Origin of the sequence: Streptomyces sp. SLBN-8D4 (assembly GCF_049739545.1) — a bacterium.
Classification (GTDB): domain Bacteria; phylum Actinomycetota; class Actinomycetes; order Streptomycetales; family Streptomycetaceae; genus Streptomyces; species Streptomyces canus_C.
This window is the reverse complement of record NZ_JBMGQC010000001.1, coordinates 5493050-5513146: the sequence shown is the minus strand read 5'-3', so window position 1 is coordinate 5513146 and position 20097 is coordinate 5493050. Positions and strand designations below refer to the sequence as shown.

Genomic DNA, 20097 nt, shown 5'->3' with positions numbered 1-20097 from the left:
CCGCACCCGGCTGGAAAGCATACTTGCCCACTGTCAGATCGCGAACCGCAGAAATATTATCCGTCCTTGGGTTGCGCCGAGGCAGGTCGTGGGTCCTTGCTGTCGTCATAGCTTGATAACGCGAACACCTTCCTTCAGGGCGTGTGGCAAAAGAGTGAGCTCACGCAGGCAGAAAACCCGAGAGAAGAACTCTTAATCAATTACGCTACACATTTAACCCTGCGCCCTATTGGTCGATAAATTCTTCTTCTCGAATCCACTTTAAGAGCAAGTAGGATTCCCCGTTGGTGTTACTGGATGAATGATCGCGAAGCGGCTGTGCGCGCCGCGCAGGTCGTCCACGGTCCGGATCGGCGACAGCGGCATCACCTCGCTCACCATGCCGTCTGCCCGGTCCCGCACTCCGCCCACAGCAGCTTCCCGCCCTTCGACGCGCCCAGTTCGCGCAGCACGGACACGCCCGTCGCGTCCGCGCAGGCTCGCACCAGGTGCAGGCCTCGGCCGTTCTCGGCGTCCGGTGGTGCGGGGGCCTTGTCGGTCGTGAAGCCGGGTGGGACTCGTGGGTCCGTGTCCCAGACGGCCACCCGGACCCGGCCCGGGGACGGCGAGAGCAGGCGGAAGGCATACGGGCCCTTCGTGTGGCAGTGCGCGTTCGCCAGCAGTTCCGCCGCGAGCAGCTCCGCGGTGGGGGTGAGGTCGGGGAGGTCGTGGGCGGCCAGGATCAGCCGAAGAGCGCCCCGCGCGATACCCGGTGCGCGTGGATCGCGCGGAAGATGCAGGGTGTAGTTCCAGGACGGGGATACGGTGGCCATCGGAAGTCTCCGGTCACTGAGGGGAGTTGGACGAGTGCCTGGTGTCTCCGCCGCGGCGTCCCACGGTGCGCTTCCAGACGGGGCGCCTGAAGACGAAGATAGAGGCTCAGCAAATGTCATTTGCTTGCTTCGGAGATACTTCGGCCCAATTCCCCTCGCGTGGGTGACCCACCTTTGGAACATGCGTCCGGGAGGAGTTCACGCATGCCCGCCAGACCCCCGCTGACGGCCCGCCGCCTCCGGATCGCCGTGGAGCTGCGCAAGATGCGGGAGCGCTCGGGCATGACGGCGACTGAGGCCGCGCGCACGCTCGGTACGAGCCAGGGGCAGCTCAGCAACGTGGAGTCTGGCCGGTTCGGGGTGAGCCCCGAGCGCATCCGGGCGCTGGCCGGCATCTACTCCTGCCCGGACCCGACCTTCGTCGAGGCCCTGGTCGAGATGGCCACCGACAGGACCTTCGGCTGGTGGGAGTCGTACCGCGAGGTCCTGCCGTCCGGACTCCTCGACCTCGCCGAGCTGGAGCATCACGCCACCGCCGTACGCACCGCCTACACCTCCCACATGCCGGGACTGCTCCAGACCGCCGACCACGCGCGCGAGATCTTCCGGCACGTCATCCCCGAGCCCAGCCCGCCCGAGATCGAGCACCGGGTCTCGCACCGGATCAAACGGCAGGGCCTCCTCTACGGCTCGGACCCGACGCCGTATCGGACGACCGTCCACGAAGCCGCCCTGCGCATGCGGGTCGGCGGCCGGGACGTGGCCCGGGCCCAGTTGCGGCATCTGCTCGGCATGAGCGAGCAGCAGCACATCACGATCCGTGTGCTGCCCTTCGACGTCGGCGCCTTCCCCGGCTCGGGACAGTCCATCAACTACCTGTACGGGCCCGTGCCGCAGCTCGACACCGCGCAGCTCGACCAGTTCCACGGGCCGGTCCTCCTGGACGCCGAGGCCCTTCTGACGAAGTACCGGAACCTGCTCGACGTCGTGGAAGCCACCGCCCTCAGTCCCGCCAAGTCCCGGGATCTGATCCAATCCATCGCCCAGAACCTGTGAGGGAGCCAACATGATCACGGACCGTTGGCAGAAGTCGTCCTACTGCCAAGAAGGCGACGCCTGTGTCCACATATCCACCGACCTCGACAAAGTTCACATCACGGACTCCGGCGCCGCCCAAACCATCGTCACCGTCAGCCACGCAGCCTTCGCCGCCCTGCTGAAGTCACTCTGACCCGTCCGCCAGGTCCGCCACCACCGCCAGGTGGTCCGACGGCCACACCCCGTCCACCGGGCCGTCGCCCGCGCGCCGGACGCCCAGGACGTGGCCAAGGCCCGAAGCCTCCGGCGGACCCACGTGGATGTAGTCGATGCGGGCCGGTGGGGACCCGTGGACGTAGGGGTTGGCGGGGTCCCAGGTCGCGGAAGGGGCCGTCGGGTCCGCGTACTCCCAGGCGTCCAGGAAGAGTTGGCCCGGGGCGGCCGGGGCCGTCCTGCAGCCGCCGAAGAGGCGGATCTCGTCGGAGTCGGGCCAGGCGTTGAAGTCGCCGGTGATCACCGGGGGGAAGTCGGTGCCGGAGCGGTGGGCGGCCACGAACTCCGCGAGTGCCGTGACCTGCTGGCAGCGGAGAGCCGAGGCGGTGGGGGCGGAGGTGAGGTGGGTCGTGAAGAAAGGGATCTCGTACGACGGTCCCGCGAGCCGGGCGTGGAAGGCGAGGCGGCCGTCGTCCAGTTCGTCCGGGGCGGGGAGCCGGAGGACCGCCTGGTCGCTCACCGGCCAGCGGCTCAGTACCGCGTTGCCGACCTCCACCCCCGGGTCGCCGATCCGCCGCTGCCAGCGTTCCGAGGCGGGTGAGGGGGCCCACGCCCAGTGCAGGCCCAGTTCACCGGCCAGCCACTCGGCCAGGTTCTCGGAGCCCGCCGACCACACCTCCTGCAGGCCGACCACGTCCGGCCGCAGCTCCCGCAGCACCGCGAGGATCGCCTTCTGCCGTTGCTCCCACGGGCCGAAGCGCCACCACAGATTCCAGGTCACCACGCGCATCGCCGACACCCCTTCGTCCGTCCGGCCCGCACCCTGAGATCATCGAGGCCGCCGATCAGGTTACGGAAGACAAGAGACAGGAGTCTCACCACCCATGTCCCGCGACGTCGAGCGCAAGTACCGTGCCGCCAGAGCCGTTCAGCGCCTCCTCAACCCGGTCATGCGGCGGCTGCCCCTCCAGACCGTCCTGGAGACCACCGGTCGCGTCTCCGGCCTGCCCCGCCTGACCCCGGTGGGCGGCAAGCGGGTCGGCGGCTCCTTCTGGCTGGTCTCGGAGTTCGGCGAACGGTCGCAGTACGTCCGCAACATCAAGGCCGACCCCCGGGTACGGGTGCGCATCCGGGGGCGGTGGCACACCGGGACCGCCCACCTGCTCCCGGACGACGACACCGCCGTACGGCTGCGCTCGCTGCCCGTGCTGAACAGCGTGTCCGTACGGGCCATCGGGGCCGGGCAGTTGACCGTGCGGGTGGATCTGGACCGCTGAGGGGCGGTGCGGCGGTGACCCCGGCCGCCGAGCGGAACAGGGCCACCGCTGCGGCGCTCAGAGACGCAACCGCGTCACTTCGCCGGCTTGTAGAAGGCGTACGTAGCCGTGTACGCCACGCTCACCTGGTCCGTGCCGGTGCAGGCGGTGGTGGGGGCCACCCCGCCGGTGGTGTTGAGGCGCTGTATGTAGGAGACGCCCCCGAAGACGCCCTGGCCCCGGGTCGCGGTGGCCTGGAGCAGGAGTTCGGGGATGGTGCCGGTCTTGGGGGAGTTGGCGATCGCCGTGGCGTTCACCGCGCTGCCGTCCACCGTGGAGACCCAGACAGGGCCGCGGGAGTGCAGGGCGACGGTGCGGCCCCTCTTGTCGGCGAGGGTGGCGGCGGGCTCCAGGAGCTTCCAGGCTCCGTCGGTGCAGGTGTAGGTCTGCACGCCCCGGGCGGGATACACGCCGGTCAGCTTGTTGCCGTCGGGCACCTTGAGTGCGGCGGGGGCCTTCACGGGCCTCGGCGCGGCGTCCGCGGGGGCCGCGTTGCCGGTGGTCGTGCCCAGGAAGGCGGTCGCGGCGGCGAGGGCCGCGGTGGTCAGGGCGAGTCGCTTGGTGAGCTTCAAGTCTGTTCTCCGGAAAGGATTTTGACTGTCGGTCAGGGCGGTGATATCGATGTCGCCGCCCTCCGGTCCGGGACTCTACGGGCCCGCCCGCGGGTTACCGGCCAGTTGGCCGAAGCCTGTCCTGAGAGGCCGACCCAATCCGGCCTGCACCTCGTCCCGTCCCTCATGCCCAGGGCGCAGGCTCCCCCCGCCGGACGATCGACTGCACCTTGCTACAGGCGTGCAGCGCGTACGCGGGACCGCACATCTCATGCCGCGAGATGTACGAGAACACACGATCCACGCATGCCAGGGAAGAGAAGTGGTGATATTCACGGTACGCAGATCACCACGGGGGGTCCGTTGCCGTTCAGCTTCCTTGAGCCGCCGACCGGTCTGGTCCCGCCGCCCGGCGGCAGCGTATGGCGGCTCATACGTCGGGTCTGGCGGTCCAGGAAGGCACTGTCCGGCATCACGCAGTGGTTCATCGACTGGGGCGTGCCCGTCGCCGCACTGCTCGCCCTCGTATGGGTCCTGGCCGCGCGGGCCGAGACACCGCTTGACGTCTACCAGGCGGTGACCCTCATCGAATCACCCGAGCAGCACTGGCTCTGGCTTCTATCACTCGTCGGGTGGCTCCTCGTTCCGGCGATCATCGGTGGTGTGGCCGGTGAGGTGATCGCGACCCGGATCAAGAACGTGAAGTCGCTGCCTACTGCCCAGTTGTACCGACGGCGCACGCTCGGCCGGCGAATTCGCCTCCCGTATGTGATCGCCGACATCACCCGGTACGCGCGCGCGGACCTGACCACCTCCGAAGGGGCGGCTCAGCGGCTCTTCGTCCACGCCTTCGTGTACGTCGCGCACAACAACGACTGGCGACTGGCACTGGACCACTGGGAGATAGCGGTGCGGGACGCCATGTGCACCGAGGAGTACGCGCAGCTGGACCGCCACGAGTGCCTGTTGGCGGCGCAGAGTTTCGCACGTATCCATCTTGGGGTCCCCGCGGTGATGCGGGCCCAGTGCCGCGTGTGCAACGCTCGATGACAACCAGGACACGAGAAGGTGTGAGCCATGCCCGCCGAGAGTGCCGTTGAGCTCGCCCGCGCGTCGCTCGTGCTCGCCTTTCCCGACGCGAGCGACGAGCAACTGACCCGGGCGGCCGAACTGGTCGTGCGATGGGGATCGGAGGGCGTAGGCGAGCGGCTCGACCCCGCTCATGCTGAGCGTCTGCTCATGGACTTGATCACCGTGTTCGGGGAAGTACCGGTGGGCAGGCGCGCCTACAGCCCGCGGGTCAACGCCTCCCCGACCCGTTTCTGGACCCGCCCGGACAGCGCCCCCATCCTGCACCCCGACGAACCCGACGCCGACTGAGCACACACCGGAGACGGGATCCTCACCCCGGCCAGACGATCGACTGCACCTCGCTGTAGGCGTGCAGTGCGTACGACCCGCAGTCCCGGCCGACCCCGCTCCTGCGGAAGCCTCCGAACGGCGCCTCCATGTTGCGGCCGACCGTGTTGACCCCGACTCCCCCGGCCCGCAGCCGCCGTGCCACGCGGAAGGCGCGGGCGACGTCCGCCGACCAGACGTAGTCGATGAGGCCGTAGTCGCTGTCGTTGGCGAGAGCGATGCCCTCCTCCTCGTCGTCGAAGGGCGTCACGGTCACGACCGGGCCGAAGATCTCCTCCCGGGTCACCCGGAAATCGGGCCGGCAGTCGGCGAGGAGGACGGGCGAGACGTAGAACCCCCGCTCCAGAGAGGGCCGTTCACCACCCACGACCACGGACGCGCCCTCCTTGCGGCCGAGTTCGACGTACGACTCCACCCGTTCCCGGTGCGCGGCCGAGATCACCGGGCCGACGACCGTCCCGGACTCCCGGGGGTCGCCGACCCGCAACCGGGACGCGTAGGCCGCCAGTTGTTCCACGAGTCGGTCGTAGATCGCTCGCTGCGCCAGCACCCGTGTCGGTGCCGTACAGATCTGGCCGCTGTAGAAGGAGAAGGTGGTCCCGATGCCGGCCACGGCCGATCCGAGGTCCGCGTCCTCGAAGACGACCGCCGCACCCTTTCCGCCGAGCTCCATCAACTGCCGTTTCATGGACCGCCCGCACACCTCGCCGATACGCTGTCCGACCGCCGTGGAGCCGGTGAAGCTGACCATGTCGACGTCGGGCGAGTCCACGGCGGCCTCGCCGACCTCCACCGCGCGCCCGCTGACCACGTTCACGACCCCGCGCGGCACCCCTGCGGCCTCCAGCGCCTCCGCCATGCGGTACACGGAGAGGGGGTCCTGCGGGGCGGGCTTCACCACGACCGTGTTGCCCATGGCGAGCGCCGGGGCGATCTTCCCGGCGGGGTTGGCCCACGGGTTGTTGTACGAGGTGATGCAGGTGACGACCCCGACGGGCTGCCGGACGGCCAGCGCGCCCATCACCGCGGCCCTCCCCATCGGGCCGGCCTCGTTGACCTGCGGCGGGATCGCCCACTCGGCGGGCTCGACCTGCGCGTACCGCCGGAAGCGGGCGGCGGCGACACCGACCTGCATCGCGCGGGCCGTGGCGGTGGTCGCCCCGGTCTCGGCCTGGGCGAGGTCGGCGTACGGCAGGAGGCGGGAGCGGATGAGGTCGCCGGCGCGGGCGAGGATCGCCGCCCGCTCCCCCGCCGGCGTACGCGACCACGCCCCGAAGGCCTCGCGGGCCGCGGCGCAGGCCGCGTGCACCTGATCCCGCGAGGCCTCCGGAGCCCAGCCGACGGTCTCCTCGGTGGCCGGATCGACCACCGCGTAGTGCCCGCCGTCGGGCGCCACCCACTCGCCCCCGACGAACAGCCGCTGCGCGTCGGGGGACCCGGCTGAGGGGCTGTCGTAGGGGGCGGCCGAGGGTCCCGTCGAGGACCCGGCCTGCGGGCCATCCGGGGACCCGGCCGGCGGACCACCCGTCGACCCGCCCGAGGACCCGCCCCGCACCCCGCCCAACGCCCCCACCCCGGAGCCCACCGCGCCCTTCTCCCCACCCGCCCCGCTCACCTCGTGCCCACCGTCCGTGTGTCCCGCCCCGACCGCAGTACCCGGCCGGGCACCGCTCCGCTCACCGTGTCGTCCCGGATCGCCTCGACGCCGTTGACCCACACGGCCCGTATCCCGATGGCCTTGGAGTCCAGCCGTGGGCTGTCGCCCGGCAGGTCGTGCACCAGGGTGGCCGTGCCCGCGGCGATCCGCTCCGGGTCGAAGAGCACAAGGTCCGCATGGAAGCCCTCCTCGATCCTTCCGCGCTCCCGCAGCCCGAACAACTGGGCCGGGTCGTCGGTGAGCATCTTCACGGCCTGTTCCAGCGACGTGAGCTTCCGGCCGCGCAGACAGTCCCCGAGGAAGCGGGTCGTGTACGGCGCCCCGCACATCCGGTCCAGGTGGGCGCCCGCGTCGGACCCGCCGAGCAGCACGTCCTCGTGCTGCCAGGCCTCGGCGCGCATCGCCCAGGACGCCGGGTCGTTGTCGGTGGGCATGGGCCACAGGACCGTACGCAAGGAGTCGGCCGCGCAGATCTCGACGAGCGCGGCGAACGGCTCCTGCCCGCGCTCGGCCGCGATGTCCTCCACGACCCGCCCGCCGAGCCCGCGGTTGGCGTCGCTGTAGGTGTCCCCGATGACGTACCGCCCGAAGTTGGTCAGCCGCCGGAAGACCCCGGCCTCCTTGGCCTGGGACTGCCGCAGCAGTTCCTTCTGTACGTCCGGGTCGCGCAGTTTCTCGATCCGCTCGGGGACGGGCAGCGCGAGCACCGGCCCCCAGCCGGGGATCAGGTTCAGCGCGCAGAAGGTGCCCAGGGACATGTTCATCGGGGTGAGGATCGGCATGGTCAGGGCGACGACCCGGCCTCCCGCCTTCCTCGCCTGCTCACTCGCGAACAGCTGCCTCGGCACCCGTTCCGGCACGGCCGAGTCTATGGTCAGCACGTTCCAGTTCAGCGGCCGCCCGGCCGCGGCGCTCATCTCCACGAGCAGATCGATCTCGGCGTCGCTGAACTGGTCGAGGCATCCGGCGACGATCGCCTCGATCTGCGTTCCCTCGTGTTCCCCCACGGCCCGTGAGAGCGCGAGGAGTTCGGCGGGCAGCGCGTGCCGGGACGCCACGGGTTTGCCGTCCCCGTCGGAGTGCGTGGACGACTGGGTGGTGGAGAACCCCCAGGCGCCGGCGTCCATGGCCTCGTGGAGCAGCCGAAGCATTGCCGCGAGTTGGTCCTCGGTGGGCTGTCCGCCGACCGCGTCCGGTCCCATCACGTGCCGTCGCAGCGCGCAATGCCCCACCATGAAACCGGCGTTGACCGCGATACGGCCTTCGAGTGCGTCCAGGTACTCCCCGAAGGAACTCCAGTTCCAGGGGGCTCCCTCCTCCAGGGCGACCAGGGACATCCCCTCGACCTTGGACATCATGCGGCGGGTGTAGTCGGCGTCGGCCGGGCGGGCCGGATTCAGGGGCGCCAGCGTGAAGCCGCAGTTGCCGGCGGCGACCGTGGTGACCCCGTGGTTGAGGGAGGGGGTCGCGTAAGGGTCCCAGAACAGCTGGGCGTCGTAGTGGGTGTGGGGGTCGACGAACCCGGGGGCGAGGACAAGCCCGGTGGCGTCCTCGCTGGTCAGGGCCTCCTCGGCGGCACCGCGGGCCCCGCGGCCGATCACGGCGATACGGCCGTCCCGGATGCCGACGTCGGCGGTGAAGGCGGGCGCACCGGTCCCGTCGACGACGGTCGCACCTTTGATGACGTGGTCGAGCATGGAACCGAACCCCCTCAAACGGATTCGCGGAACCGGGTCGTCCGATGCACCGGATCCGTGTCGATCTTCGGAATCACGTGCTCCCCAATGAGCCGGATCGTCTGGAGGGTCTCCTCCTTCGGCACCCCCACCGGCAGCCCGAAGCTCAGCTGGTCCGCCCCGGCCTGCTCCCAGCGCTTGCACTGCCGGGCCACCTCGTCCGGGTCGCCGCAGATCAGCAGCTCCTCCTCGATGAGGAGTTCGACGAACTCGGCGGTGTACTCGGGCAGCGTCTCCGGCCACACGGGGAATCCCTCGGGCCGCGGGAAGGTGTCGTGGTAGCGGAAGACCAGGGACGGCAGATAGTGCAGTTCCCCGCGCACGGCGATCTCGATCGCCTCGGCGTGCGTCGGCGCGCAGATCGCCGTGGTCGTCACCATCACGTTGTCGTTGACGAAGTCCCCGATCGGCTCGGCGTTCACGACGGCCGTCTTGTACTGCTCCAGCACCCACTCCATGTCGGAGACCTTCTGCACGCTGAAGCCGAGCACCCCGAGCCCCTTCTTCGCCGCCATGGCGTACGACGGCGGCGACCCGGCGGCGTACCACATCGCGGGGTGCGACTTCCCGTACGGCTTCGGCAGGATCTTCCGGGGCGGCAGCTGCCAGTGCTTGCCCTGGAAGCCCGCGTACTCGTCCTGGAGCCACATCTTCGGGAACTCCGCGATGGTCTCTTCCCAGATCTCCTTGGTGTAGTTCATGTCGGTCACCCCGGGTATGAACCCGAGGATCTCGTGCGATCCGGCCCCGCGCCCGCTGCCGAACTCGAAGCGGTTCTCGGTGAGATGGTCGAGCATGGCGACCTTCTCGGCGACCTTCACGGGGTGGTTGACCTGGGCGAGCGGGTTGAAGATCCCGGAGCCGAGGTGGATGCGGTCGGTGGCGTGCGCGAGGTAGCCGAGGAAGACGTCGTTGGCGGAGAGGTGCGAGTACTCCTCCAGGAAGTGGTGCTCGGACGCCCAGGCGTACTTGAAGCCGGACCGGTCCGCCTGGATGACGTACTCGGTCTCCTCCATCAGCGCCTTGTGCTCGGCCAGCGGGTCGGTCTCGGCACGCTTGCCCACGTATCCCTGTACAAAGAGCCCGAATTCCAAGGAGGTTCACCGTCCCCAGTCTGTCTCTGACACTCCTGTTTCTGACACTCCGTCAGATTCCTGATCTGCCGCCGACTGTGGCACCGGGCGCACACAGGGTCAATAGCTGATGAGCAGTCAGATGACGGAGACCCCGGCGAGCCAGCCGCCGTCGATCACGAACGGCTGGCCGGTGATGTACGAGGAGTCGGCGGAGGTCAGGAACAGCGCGAGCGCCGCCACCTCCTGAGGCCGTCCGATCCGGCCGAGCGGTACGAGCTTGCGGTAGAACCGGTCGAGCCCCCGGGAGGCCTCCGACGCGTCCGCCGAGGGGTCCAGGACCGCCGGGTTGGACATCGCGGTGTCGACGGCCCCGGGACACATGGCGTTGACCCGGATCCCGCGCGGCGCGAGCTCCAGTGCGGCGACCCGGGTGAGCCCGAGGATCGCGTGCTTGGAGGCCGCGTAGGCGCCCACGCCCGCCATCCCGGTCACCCCGGTGTAGGAGGCGGTGTTCACGATCGTGCCCCCGTCGGTCAGCACCGGCCCGACGGCCTTGATGCCGAGGAAGCAGCCGACCTGGTTGACCTGCAACACCTGCATGAACTCCGTGAGAGGCGTGTCCAGGAGGCTGTTGAAGCGCAGGATGCCGGCGTTGTTGACGAGCCCGTCGACCCGCCCGTACTCCTCGACTACGGCCTCCACCGCCCGCCGCCAGTCCGCCTCCTGACTCACGTCCAGGTGCACGTACAGCGCCCCGATCTCCTCGGCGAGCGCCTCGCCCTGCTCGTCGAGCACATCCCCTACGACGACCTCGGCGCCCTCCGCCCGGAACAGCCGGGCCTCCTGCTCCCCCTGCCCGCGCGCCGCGCCGGTGACGAGGACGACACGTCCGTCCAGCTTGCCCATGCGGTGACTCCTCAGAGGTGGGGGGCGATGTCGGCGCCGAACGCCGAGACCTGGTCGACGAGTTCGGCACGGTCGCGGCTGCGGAACCGCACCTGGATCTGGTCCACGCCCATCGCGCGGTAGGCACGCAGGGACTCGGCGAGTTCGTCGGGCGCGCCGCTGAGCGTCCGGCGGCCGACGTCCCACGTGGGTGTGCCGAGGTGCAGCGGCTCGGCGATGGCCCCGACGGTGAACGGCCCTTCGCGGCCCGCCTCCGCCCGCAGCCGCCGTATCCGCTCGATCTGTGCGGGCAGCCGGTCCCGGGGATCGCCCTGGGGCAGCCAACCGTCGCCCCTGAGGGCGGCCCGGCGCACGGCGGCCGGGGAGGAGCCCCCGACCCACACCGGGACGTGGGACTGGTCGGGCCGTGGGCGCTGGCCGAGGTCCGCGAAGTCGTAGAGCTTGCCGTGGTGTTCGGGGAACTCGTCGGGGCCGAGGGCCTTGCGCAGGGCGTCGATCGACTCGTCGAGGACGGCCCCGCGCCCGGCGAAGTCGACCCCGAGCGCCTCGAACTCCTCCTGGACGTGTCCCGCGCCGACCCCGAGGATCAGCCGACCGCCGCTGAGATGGTCGAGGGTGGCGTACTGCTTGGCGGTGAGCAGGGGGTGCCGCAGTCCGACCACCGCCACGTGGCTGAGCAGCCGCACCCGTTCGGTCACGGCCGCCAGATGGGCGAGGGTGGCGACCGGGTCGTACCAGACCGTGCTCATCGCGGAGGCGAGGCGGCGCGGGATCGCCACGTGGTCGCAGGCGGCGATGTACGCGAACCCGGCGCGGTCGGCGGCCCGGGCCACCTCGACGAGGTCCTCGGGGCCGGCGCCGGCCTCCCAGGGTTCGGCGTAGATCGTGCTCTGGGACTGGATCGGGAGCTGGATGCCGTACTCCATCACCGCGGTCCGCCCCAGAGGCCGTCCGGGGTGAGGCCGAGCAGGTCGATGGCGTTGCCGCGGACGATCCGCTCCACGACGTCGGCGTCCAGGTGTCCCATCTGGGCCTCACCGACCTCCCTCGACTTGGGCCAGGTCGAGTCGGAGTGGGGGTAGTCGGTCTCGTACAGGACGTTGCCGACGCCGATGGAGTCCAGGTTCTTCAGGCCGAAGGCGTCGTCGAAGAAGCAGCCGTAGACGTGCTCGGTGAAGAGTTCGGACGGCGGGCGGTGGACCTTGTCGGCGACGCCGCCCCAGCCGCGGTTCTCCTCCCAGACGACGTCGGCGCGCTCCAGGATGTAGGGGATCCAGCCGATCTGGCCCTCGGCATACATCACCTTGAGGTTCGGGAAGCGCTCGAACTTGCCGCTCATCAGCCAGTCGACCATCGAGAAGCAGCAGTTGGCGAAGGTGATCGTGGAGCCGACGGCGGGCGGGGCGTCGGCGGAGGTGGAGGGCATCCGGCTGCTGGAGCCGATGTGCATCGCGATCACCGTGCCGGTCTCGTCGCAGGCGGCGAGGAAGGGGTCCCAGTCGTCGGAGTGGACGGAGGGCAGGCCCAGGTGCGGGGGTATCTCGGAGAAGGCGACGGCCCGCACCCCGCGGGCGGCGTTGCGGCGGACCTCCGCGGCGGCCAACTCGGCGTCCCAGAGCGGGATCAGGGTGAGCGGTATGAGACGGCCCTGCGCCTGGGGCCCGCACCACTCCTCCACCATCCAGTCGTTGTAGGCCCGGACGCACAGCAGACCCAGCTCGTGGTCCTTGGCCTCGGTGAAGGTCTGGCCGCAGAAGCGCGGGAAGGTCGGGAAGCAGACGGCCGACTGGACGTGGTTGACGTCCATGTCGGCGAGGCGCTGCGGGACGTCGTAGGAGCCGGGGCGCATCTGTTCGTAGGTGATGACCTCCAGCTTGATCTCGTCCCTGCTGTAGCCGACCGCGGTGTCGAGGCGGGTGAGGGGGCGCTGGAGTCCCTCGTAGAGCCACCAGTCGCCGAGGGGCCCGTCGTCGCCCGGGGCGCCCATCACGGGCTTGAAGCGGCCGCCGAGGAAGCTGATCTCCTTGAGCGGGGCGCGGACCGTGCGGGGGCCGGTGTCGAGGTACTTCTTCGGGAGCCGGTTCTGCCAGACGTCGGGAGGCTCCACCGTGTGGTCGTCGACGGAGATGATCTTCGGAAGTGCCGTCGTGGTCTCCATGGCGCTCACGGTAGCGCCGATCTGACGACCCGTCAGCTCCGTGGACGGTGGCCGATGGCGACGGTTCGTGTGCGGACGTGTGCGAAGAGGGAGTGAGGGCCTTGTGATATCCCGCGCGTCCATCTGTGATCAGGCCCTCCACAGCTGACGCATCCGCCATGGACAAGGCAAACTGACGGGGTTGCAGACAGGCCCTAGGGGGACGGCGATGGACGGTGCACCGCGGGTGCCGGAGCAGAGGCGTCCCGGCTCCTCGGCGGGGGCCGGGCAGGACGTGGACTCCGCGACGGGAGCGGGGGCGGGACAGGACGTCGGCGCTGCGACGGGAGCGGGGCAGCACGCGAGCCCCACGGAGGGAGTTGGGCGGCACGCGAGCCCCACGGCCGGAGCAGGGCAGCACCCGAACTCCACGGCCGGATCCGAGCAGCACGCGAGCCCCGCCACCGGAGCCGTGCAGGACACAGGCTCTACGGCGGGAGTTGGACAGCACCTGAGCCCCGCGACGGGGACCGGACAACACACGAACCCCACCGTCGGAACAGGGCAGGACACGCGCACTACGGCGGGAGCCGGGCAACACACGAGCCCCGCATCGGGAGTTGGGCAGCACCCGAGCCCCGCGGCGGGAGTTGGGCAGCACCCGGTCCCGGTGACCGGCGCCGGGCAAGACACAAGTCCCAGAACGGGAGCCGGGCAACACGCGAACCCCACGACCGGGGCGGAGCAGCACGCGAACCCCAGGACCGGGGCCGAGCAGCACACCAACCCCCCGCCCGCACCCCCACCGCTGCGCTTCTCTGTGCTCGGGCCGGTGCGTGCATGGCGTGGTGAGGAGTTGCTGAACACCGGGTCCCCCCAGCAACGCGCCCTGCTCGCCGCCCTGTTGCTGCGTGAGGGCCGTACCGCGACCGCCGCCGAGCTGATCTCCGCCCTGTGGGGCGAGGAGCCCCCGGAGCAGGCCCTGGCCGCGGTGCGCACGTATGCCTCCCGGCTCCGCAAGATCCTCGACCCCGGCATCCTCGTGAGCGAGTCCGGCGGCTACGCGATCCGCGGGCTCGGCGAGGACGCGCTGGACCTCGCCGCCGCACAGGAACTCGCCACCGGGGCGGAGAAGGCCAGGAGCGCCGGGGACCTGTGCCACGCGCGGGACGCCCTGACCCGGGCGCTGGGCCTGTGGGACGGCGAGGTGCTCGCGGGCGTGCCGGGGCCGTACGCCGAGGCACAGCGCGTGCGGCTGGAGGAATGGCGGCTGCAACTCCTCGAATCCCGCCTCGACATGGACCTGGAGCAGGGCTGCCACGCGGAGGCGGTCTCCGAGCTCACCGCCCTCACCGCCGAGCACCCGCTGCGCGAGCGGCTCAGGGAACTCCTCATGCTCGCCCTCTACCGCAGCGGCCGGCAGGCGGAGGCCCTCGCGGTCTACGCCGACACCCGCCGCCTGCTCGCCGACGAACTCGGTGTCGACCCCCGCCCCGGCCTGCGCGAGCTCCAGCAGCGCATCCTCCGGGCCGACCCCGGCCTCGCGGAACCCTCCTCCCCGCAGCCCGAACCGGTCGCCGCCCCCGTGCGTCCCGCCCAGCTCCCGGCCACGGTCCCGGACTTCACCGGCCGCGCCTCCTTCGTCACCGAACTGAGCGGGGTGCTCGCCTCCGGCTCCGAGGGCCGGGTGATGGCGGTCTCCGCACTCGCCGGCATCGGCGGCGTCGGCAAGACCACCCTGGCCGTGCACGTGGCCCACCAGGCCCGCCCCGCCTTCCCCGACGGGCAGCTCTACGTCGACCTCCAGGGCGCCGGCGCCCGGGCCGCCGACCCGGAGACGGTCCTCGGCTCCTTCCTCAGAGCCCTCGGCACCGCCGACTCCGCGATCCCCGACTCCCTGGAGGAACGGGCCGCCCTGTACCGCTCGGTCCTGGACGGCCGCCGGGTCCTCCTCCTGCTCGACAACGCGCGCGACGCGGCCCAGATACGGCCCCTGCTGCCGGGCACGGCGGGCTGCGCTGCCCTCGTGACCTCCCGGGTCCGGATGGTCGACCTCGCCGGCGCCCACCTGGTCGACCTGGACGTCATGTCCCCCGACGAGGCACTCCAGCTGTTCACCCGGATCGTCGGCGAGGAGCGGGTCGCCGCCGAGCGCAAGGCCGCCCTCGACGTGGTCGCCGCCTGCGGCTTCCTCCCGCTCGCCATCCGTATCGCCGCCTCCCGCCTGGCGGCCCGCCGCACCTGGACGGTGTCCGTCCTCGCGGCGAAGCTCGCCGACGAACGCCGTCGCCTCGACGAACTCCAGGCCGGCGACCTCGCCGTGAAGGCCACCTTCGAACTCGGCTACGGCCAGCTGGAGCCCGCCCAGGCCCGCGCCTTCCGGCTGCTGGGCCTCGCCGACGGCCCGGACATCTCGCTGGCCGCCGCCGCGGCCGTACTCGATCTGCCCGTCGAGGACACCGAGGACCTCCTGGAGGCCCTGGTCGACACCTCGCTGCTGGAGTCGGCGGCGCCCGGCCGCTACCGGTTCCACGATCTCGTACGGCTCTACGCGCGTGCGTGCGCCGAACGCGACGAGTGGCCGCCGAGCGAGCGAGAGGCGGCGCTGTCGCGGCTGCTGGACTTCTATCTCGCGACCGCGGCGGCCGTGTACGCCATCGAGCGGCCCGGGGACCGGCTGGTGGAGCACCTGGAGGAGATCCGCTACCCCGGGCTGACCTTCCAGGACCGCCACACCGCCCAGGACTGGCTGTACGCGGAGGCCAACGCGCTGCTCGCCTTCGTCCAGCAGTGCGCCAAGGGGGCCCTGCTGCGGCGCGCGGTGGACCTGCTGTGGGTGGCGAAGGACCTGGCCGAGTCGGGGGCCAACTCCAAGCAGTACGAGGTCGCCGCCGTCGCGCTGCGGGACGCGGCCGACGCGGCGGACGACCCGCGCAGCCGCGCGCGTGCGCTCACCACCCTGACCAACGTCCATCTCGTCGCCGGCCGCTTCGAGCAGGCGGACACGGAGGCCCGCCTTGCCATGGAGCTCGCCCGCGCGGCGGACGACCTGGCTCCCAGCTGCTGGGCCGCCAACGACCGGGGCATCATCGCGCTCTACCAGGGGCGCCACCCGGAGGGCGAGGCGTACCTGAAGGAGGCCATCGAGAGCTTCCGGCGCGACCGGAACCTCGCGGGCGAGGCCAGCGCGCTGTGCAACCTCTCCCGTATCCACCTGGCCATGGGGCGGAGCACCAGCGCGGTGGAGCTCGCCCATCAGGGCATCGTCATCTACGACCGGCTGGGGCACACGCTGCGCGGCGCGAACGGCCGCTACGCGCTGGGCCTGGCGCTCACAGGGCAGGGGCGGCTGGACGCCGCCGTGGACCGGCTGACGGAGGCGCTGGAGGTCTTCCGCGACAGCCGGCAGCGGCTGTGGGAGGGCATGACGCTCTTCCGGCTCGCCGAGGCACACCTCGCCGGCCACCGGCCCGCGCAGACCGCGGCCCTCACCGAGCAGGCCCTCGCCGTGCTGCGGGGCATCGGCGGCGAGTGGCGGCGCGGCAACGTCCTGACGGTCCTCGGCCGCGCCCTCAGCGGGCTCGGGCAGCCCGGCCGGGCTCAGGCGTGCTGGCAGGAGGCGCTCGGTATCTTCGAGCAGCTGGGCTCGCCGGAGGCCGCCGACGTTCGGCTCCTGCTCGCGCCGTCGGCCACCGTGTAGGACGTGCGGCGGAGCGACGTTCATCGTTCGTTTATCGCCGCCCGGCAGACTCGTCCCCGTCGATCCGTCGCGTCGGGGGGCAGACGGGTCAGCGGTGGTCTCCATCGCTAGGGTTACCGACCCTGACACGCCCGCCCGGCGACCCTCGGGGGAGTCGCCGGGCGGCCTGGCCCATCATCGAACGGGAGAGTCACCACCCATGAGTGAAACCGAGAAGCAGGACGGCACCGTCAAGCCGCTCGACAACCACGCCACGGGGACCGAGGACACGGTCAAGCCGCTCGACAACCACGCCACGGGCGCCGAGAAGGTCGTCACCCTGGCCGCCGGCACGACGGACGGCACGGTCAAGCCGCTCGACAACCACGCCACGGACGAGAAGGCCTGACAAGGACTTCTCCTCGCACGGGGATCGGCCGCGGCGGCGCGGAGGGGGAGCCGTCGCGGCCGAGGCGCGTCCGGAGCCGCGCGCCTCGACCAGCGCACCTCGCACCAGATCGCCCAGGCCCCCGCCCGCCGCTCGACACCCCACCGCAGCGCCACCGCGTCCAGGAGGGCGAGCCCGCGGTCGGTCTCGTCGTCACCGGCCGCCCGCACCACGCGGGGTGCATCGAGTCCGGTGAGTCCTTTGCCCCCCCCGGCCCGAGCGGGCACCGGCCGCGCTCCGCATCGCCTTGGCGCAGGTCGCCCCGCATCGGCTCCCACGGCACAGCACGAGCGATCGAGCTCAGAGCCGGCGCAGCTCTCCCTTGACCACCTTCCCGCTCGCGTTCCGGGGCAGCCGCGTCACGAACTCCACCGTCCTCGGCACCTTGTAGTTCGCCATCTCCCGGCGGGCCCAGGCGATCAGGTCGTCGGCGGTCAGGACCGCGTCCGGGCGGCGGACCACGTAGGCCCTGCCGACCTCGCCGAGCCGTGCGTCGGGCACGCCGACGACCGCCACGTCGGCCACCGCCGGGTGCAGGCCGATCAGTTGCTCGATCTCCGCCGGGTACGCGTTGAAGCCGCCGACGATGAACATGTCCTTGAGCCGGTCGGTGATCCGCAGGTTGCCCGCCGCGTCCAGGACACCGATGTCGCCGGTGCGCAGCCAGCCGTCCTCGGTCACGGCCTCCTCGGTGGCCGCCGCGTCCTCGTAGTAGCCGCGCATCACGTTGAAGCCGCGGACCAGGATCTCGCCGGGCTCCCCGGGCGGCGCCTCCACCCGCACCTCCGTCCCGGGGATGGCCCGTCCTGACGTCGACGCGATCACCGGCAGCGGGTCGCCCCGCCTGCACATCGTCACGATGCCGCTCGCCTCCGAGAGGCCGTACGCGGTCAGGACGGTCTCCACGCCGAGTTCGCCGTGCAGTTGCTCGACCAGACGCAACGGCACCACCGCCGCGCCGGTGACCACCAGGCGCAGCGCGGACAGGTCGTGGGCGTCCCGTGCCGGATGGTCGAGGAGCGACTGGTGGAGGGTCGGCGGGCCGGGCAGCACCGAGACCCGTTCCGCCGCGATGTTCGCCAGCACGGTGTCCACGTCGAACACCGGCTGCGGGATCATCGTCGCGCCCCGCATCAGGCAGGCGATCACCCCGGCCTTGTAACCGAAGGTGTGGAAGAAGGGGTTGACGATCAGATACCGGTCGCCGTGCCGCAACCCGGCCAGGTCGCACCAGACTTCGTACGCGCGCAGCGTCTGCTCGTGGGTGATCACCGCGCCCTTGGGGCGGCCCGTGGTCCCGGAGGTGAACACGATGTCCGAGGGCCGGTCCGGGGTCACGGAGTCCGCGCGGGCCCGTACCTCCGCCGCCCCCACCCCGTCCCCGCTCGCCAGGAAGTCCTTCCAGGTGCGGTAGTCGGCGGGGGCGTCGTCCGACAGCACCACCACCTGTTCCAGGTCCGGCAGCCCGGGGCCCTCCGCGACCGCCCTGCGCAGGGACGCCACGTACGAGGTGCCGAGGAAGGTCCCGGTGACGAACAGCAGCCGGGTCCCGCTCCTGCGCAGCACGTCGGCGGCCTCGGTGCCCTTGAAGCGGGTGTTGAGGGGCACCAGGACCGCGCCCACGGACACCGCGCCCAGCGCCGAGACCATCCAGTCGAGGGAGTTGGGGGCCCAGACGGCCACCCGGTCGCCCGGCCGCACGTCGTTCGCGAGGCACGCCGCCGCCGCCCGCTCCACGCGGGCGCCCAACTCGGCGTACATGACCCGGTTGCGGCCGTCCACGACCGCCTCCGTGGCGGCGTACCGCTCCGCCGCCCAGCCGACCAGCTCCGGGATGCTGCGCCACTCCACATCGGCCTCCCCGAAAGCGGAAACACGTTAGCTGACTACCCGTCAGATTAGCTGTAGCCTGACGGGCTGTCAGCAGGCCTCACAGTGTGCGGAGGTGCGTGCAGCGTGACCCTCAAGAACGCCACGGCGATCGTCGGTATCGGACGGACCGCCTTCGCCAGGAACCTCGCCGAGGACGAGAGAACCCTGGCCTGCCGGGCCGTGCTCGCCGCCCTCGACGACGCCGGGATCGCCCCGGGCGAGGTCGACGCCCTGGCCTCGTACACCATGGAGGAGACGGACGAGGTCGAACTGGCGAAGGCCGTCGGCCTCGGCGACCTCACCTTCTTCAGCAAGGTCGGTTACGGCGGCGGCGGTTCGTGCGCGACGGTCGCCCACCTGGCGGCGGCCGTCGCGAGCGGCCAGGCCACGGTCGGGGTCGCCTGGCGCTCCCGCAAACGCGGCTCGGGCCCCCGCCCCTGGACCAACACCACCGTCCAGCTCCCCACCCCCGCCCAGTGGACGAGACCCTTCGGCCTGCTCCGCCCCGCCGACGAGATCGCCATGCTCACCCGCCGCTACATGCACGAGTACGGCGCCACCCGCGACCACCTCTTCAACGTCGCCCTCGCCTGCCGCAACCGCGCCAACCAGAACCCCGCCGCGATCATGTACGACCGCCCCCTGACCCGCGAGATGTACATGACCTCCCGCTGGATCAGCGAGCCCCTGTGCCTCTTCGACAACTGCCTGGAGACCGACGGGGCGTTGGCCTGTGTGCTGGTCAGCAGGGAGCGCGCCCGGGACTGCCCGACCACCCCCGTCTACGTCCACTCCGCCGCCCAGGGCCTGCCCGCTCAGCACCACGGCATGGTCAACTACTGGAACGACGACCCGCTCACCGGACCCGCCTGGACCGCCGCCCGACACCTGTGGAAACACGCCGACTTCACCCCGCAGGACGTCGACGTGGCCCAGATCTACGACGCGTTCACCTCCCTCGTTCCGCTCTCCCTTGAGGGCTACGGCTTCTGCGGCCGCGGAGAGGGCGGCGCCTTCACGGAGGGCGGCGCCCTGGAGATCGGCGGGCGGCTGCCGATCAACACCGGCGGCGGAGGCCTGTCGGAGGCCTACGTGCACGGCTTCAACCTCATCGACGAGGGCGTACGGCAACTGCGCGGGACCAGCACCGCCCAGGTGCCGGACGCCGCGACCTGCCTCGTCACCGCCGGCGAGGGCGTTCCCACCTCCGCCCTGCTGCTGACCAACAGGAGCTGAC

18 protein-coding genes are annotated in these 20097 nt (G+C 71.2%); 8 read left to right on the top strand and 10 right to left on the bottom strand.

Annotation, left to right across the window (positions count from 1 at the left end):
* Positions 1-374: 374 nt before the first annotated feature.
* The gene (locus RKD20_RS25070; protein WP_424879679.1) at positions 375-812 is read right to left on the bottom strand and encodes an ATP-binding protein; all 438 of its coding nucleotides are present in this window, start codon (positions 810-812) and stop codon (positions 375-377) included.
* A 204-nt stretch (positions 813-1016) separates the two neighbouring features.
* Between RKD20_RS25070 and RKD20_RS25065 the strand changes: the two genes are divergently transcribed.
* A complete protein-coding gene (locus tag RKD20_RS25065) occupies positions 1017-1868 on the top strand; it encodes a helix-turn-helix domain-containing protein (protein ID WP_424879678.1) in 852 nt (283 codons plus the stop codon).
* Between the two features lie 10 nt (positions 1869-1878).
* The gene (locus RKD20_RS25060) at positions 1879-2043 is read left to right on the top strand and encodes a DUF397 domain-containing protein (RefSeq protein WP_424879677.1); all 165 of its coding nucleotides are present in this window, start codon (positions 1879-1881) and stop codon (positions 2041-2043) included.
* Here RKD20_RS25060 and RKD20_RS25055 read toward each other — a convergent pair.
* Positions 2035-2853, bottom strand: coding sequence for an endonuclease/exonuclease/phosphatase family protein (locus RKD20_RS25055; protein WP_424879676.1), 819 nt, complete (start codon positions 2851-2853; stop codon positions 2035-2037). The two genes, RKD20_RS25060 and RKD20_RS25055, sit on opposite strands and share 9 nt — an antisense overlap.
* Positions 2854-2947: 94 nt before the next feature.
* On the opposite strand from RKD20_RS25055, the gene RKD20_RS25050 reads away from it, so the two are divergent.
* The gene (locus RKD20_RS25050; RefSeq protein ID WP_424879675.1) at positions 2948-3340 is read left to right on the top strand and encodes a nitroreductase/quinone reductase family protein; all 393 of its coding nucleotides are present in this window, start codon (positions 2948-2950) and stop codon (positions 3338-3340) included.
* Positions 3341-3414: 74 nt separating this feature from the next.
* On the opposite strand, the gene RKD20_RS25045 is transcribed toward RKD20_RS25050, so the two are convergent.
* Complete coding sequence (locus tag RKD20_RS25045) at positions 3415-3951, bottom strand: DUF3455 domain-containing protein (protein WP_424879674.1); 537 nt, start codon at positions 3949-3951, stop codon at positions 3415-3417.
* Between the two features lie 285 nt (positions 3952-4236).
* On the opposite strand from RKD20_RS25045, the gene RKD20_RS25040 reads away from it, so the two are divergent.
* The gene (locus RKD20_RS25040; RefSeq protein WP_424879673.1) at positions 4237-4980 is read left to right on the top strand and encodes a DUF6313 family protein; all 744 of its coding nucleotides are present in this window, start codon (positions 4237-4239) and stop codon (positions 4978-4980) included.
* A 27-nt stretch (positions 4981-5007) separates the two neighbouring features.
* Positions 5008-5310: a hypothetical protein gene (locus RKD20_RS25035; RefSeq protein ID WP_424879672.1), complete on the top strand. Its 303-nt coding sequence runs from the start codon at positions 5008-5010 to the stop codon at positions 5308-5310.
* Between the two features lie 22 nt (positions 5311-5332).
* Here the strand turns inward: RKD20_RS25035 and RKD20_RS25030 are convergent, their stop codons facing one another.
* From RKD20_RS25030 to RKD20_RS25005, 6 genes are all read right to left on the bottom strand, one after another.
* Positions 5333-6766, bottom strand: coding sequence for an aldehyde dehydrogenase family protein (locus RKD20_RS25030; protein ID WP_424883311.1), 1434 nt, complete (start codon positions 6764-6766; stop codon positions 5333-5335).
* A 194-nt stretch (positions 6767-6960) separates the two neighbouring features.
* Positions 6961-8703, bottom strand: coding sequence for an N-acyl-D-amino-acid deacylase family protein (locus tag RKD20_RS25025; RefSeq protein ID WP_424879671.1), 1743 nt, complete (start codon positions 8701-8703; stop codon positions 6961-6963).
* Positions 8704-8717: 14 nt separating this feature from the next.
* Positions 8718-9836, bottom strand: coding sequence for an LLM class flavin-dependent oxidoreductase (locus tag RKD20_RS25020; protein WP_424879670.1), 1119 nt, complete (start codon positions 9834-9836; stop codon positions 8718-8720).
* 117 nt (positions 9837-9953) lie between these two features.
* Positions 9954-10724 (bottom strand): SDR family NAD(P)-dependent oxidoreductase, encoded by a 771-nt coding sequence (locus tag RKD20_RS25015; RefSeq protein WP_424879669.1) that lies wholly within the window; start codon positions 10722-10724, stop codon positions 9954-9956.
* A gap of 11 nt (positions 10725-10735) precedes the next feature.
* Complete coding sequence (locus RKD20_RS25010; protein WP_424879668.1) at positions 10736-11650, bottom strand: LLM class F420-dependent oxidoreductase; 915 nt, start codon at positions 11648-11650, stop codon at positions 10736-10738.
* The gene (locus RKD20_RS25005) at positions 11650-12891 is read right to left on the bottom strand and encodes an amidohydrolase family protein (protein WP_424879667.1); all 1242 of its coding nucleotides are present in this window, start codon (positions 12889-12891) and stop codon (positions 11650-11652) included. Before RKD20_RS25005 ends, RKD20_RS25010 begins: the two co-directional genes overlap by 1 nt.
* 199 nt (positions 12892-13090) lie before the next feature.
* Between RKD20_RS25005 and RKD20_RS25000 the strand changes: the two genes are divergently transcribed.
* Both RKD20_RS25000 and RKD20_RS24995 read left to right on the top strand, forming a co-directional pair.
* Positions 13091-16561: a BTAD domain-containing putative transcriptional regulator gene (locus tag RKD20_RS25000; protein ID WP_424879666.1), complete on the top strand. Its 3471-nt coding sequence runs from the start codon at positions 13091-13093 to the stop codon at positions 16559-16561.
* A 199-nt stretch (positions 16562-16760) separates the two neighbouring features.
* Entirely contained in the window at positions 16761-16949 is a 189-nt protein-coding gene (locus RKD20_RS24995) for a hypothetical protein (protein ID WP_007382754.1), read from the top strand.
* A gap of 339 nt (positions 16950-17288) precedes the next feature.
* Here RKD20_RS24995 and RKD20_RS24990 read toward each other — a convergent pair whose 3' ends face one another.
* On the bottom strand, positions 17289-18839 hold the full coding sequence (locus RKD20_RS24990) for a FadD3 family acyl-CoA ligase (protein WP_424879665.1): 1551 nt from the start codon (positions 18837-18839) through the stop codon (positions 17289-17291).
* 105 nt (positions 18840-18944) lie between these two features.
* Between RKD20_RS24990 and RKD20_RS24985 the strand changes: the two genes are divergently transcribed.
* Positions 18945-20096 (top strand): lipid-transfer protein, encoded by a 1152-nt coding sequence (locus RKD20_RS24985; protein WP_424879664.1) that lies wholly within the window; start codon positions 18945-18947, stop codon positions 20094-20096.
* The last annotated feature ends 1 nt before the right edge of the window (position 20097 follow it).

Coding starts and splice junctions, on each gene's coding strand:
- RKD20_RS25050 (WP_424879675.1), top strand. CDS start 2,948: ATGTCCCGCGACGTCGAGCGCAAGTACCGTGCCGCCAGAGCCGTTCAG.
- RKD20_RS25000 (WP_424879666.1), top strand. CDS start 13,091: ATGGACGGTGCACCGCGGGTGCCGGAGCAGAGGCGTCCCGGCTCCTCG.
- RKD20_RS25040 (WP_424879673.1), top strand. CDS start 4,237: ATGCCAGGGAAGAGAAGTGGTGATATTCACGGTACGCAGATCACCACG.
- RKD20_RS24995 (WP_007382754.1), top strand. CDS start 16,761: ATGAGTGAAACCGAGAAGCAGGACGGCACCGTCAAGCCGCTCGACAAC.
- RKD20_RS25060 (WP_424879677.1), top strand. CDS start 1,879: ATGATCACGGACCGTTGGCAGAAGTCGTCCTACTGCCAAGAAGGCGAC.
- RKD20_RS25065 (WP_424879678.1), top strand. CDS start 1,017: ATGCCCGCCAGACCCCCGCTGACGGCCCGCCGCCTCCGGATCGCCGTG.
- RKD20_RS25055 (WP_424879676.1), bottom strand. CDS start 2,853: ATGCGCGTGGTGACCTGGAATCTGTGGTGGCGCTTCGGCCCGTGGGAG.
- RKD20_RS25070 (WP_424879679.1), bottom strand. CDS start 812: ATGGCCACCGTATCCCCGTCCTGGAACTACACCCTGCATCTTCCGCGC.
- RKD20_RS25035 (WP_424879672.1), top strand. CDS start 5,008: ATGCCCGCCGAGAGTGCCGTTGAGCTCGCCCGCGCGTCGCTCGTGCTC.
- RKD20_RS25015 (WP_424879669.1), bottom strand. CDS start 10,724: ATGGGCAAGCTGGACGGACGTGTCGTCCTCGTCACCGGCGCGGCGCGC.
- RKD20_RS25010 (WP_424879668.1), bottom strand. CDS start 11,650: ATGGAGTACGGCATCCAGCTCCCGATCCAGTCCCAGAGCACGATCTAC.
- RKD20_RS25025 (WP_424879671.1), bottom strand. CDS start 8,703: ATGCTCGACCACGTCATCAAAGGTGCGACCGTCGTCGACGGGACCGGT.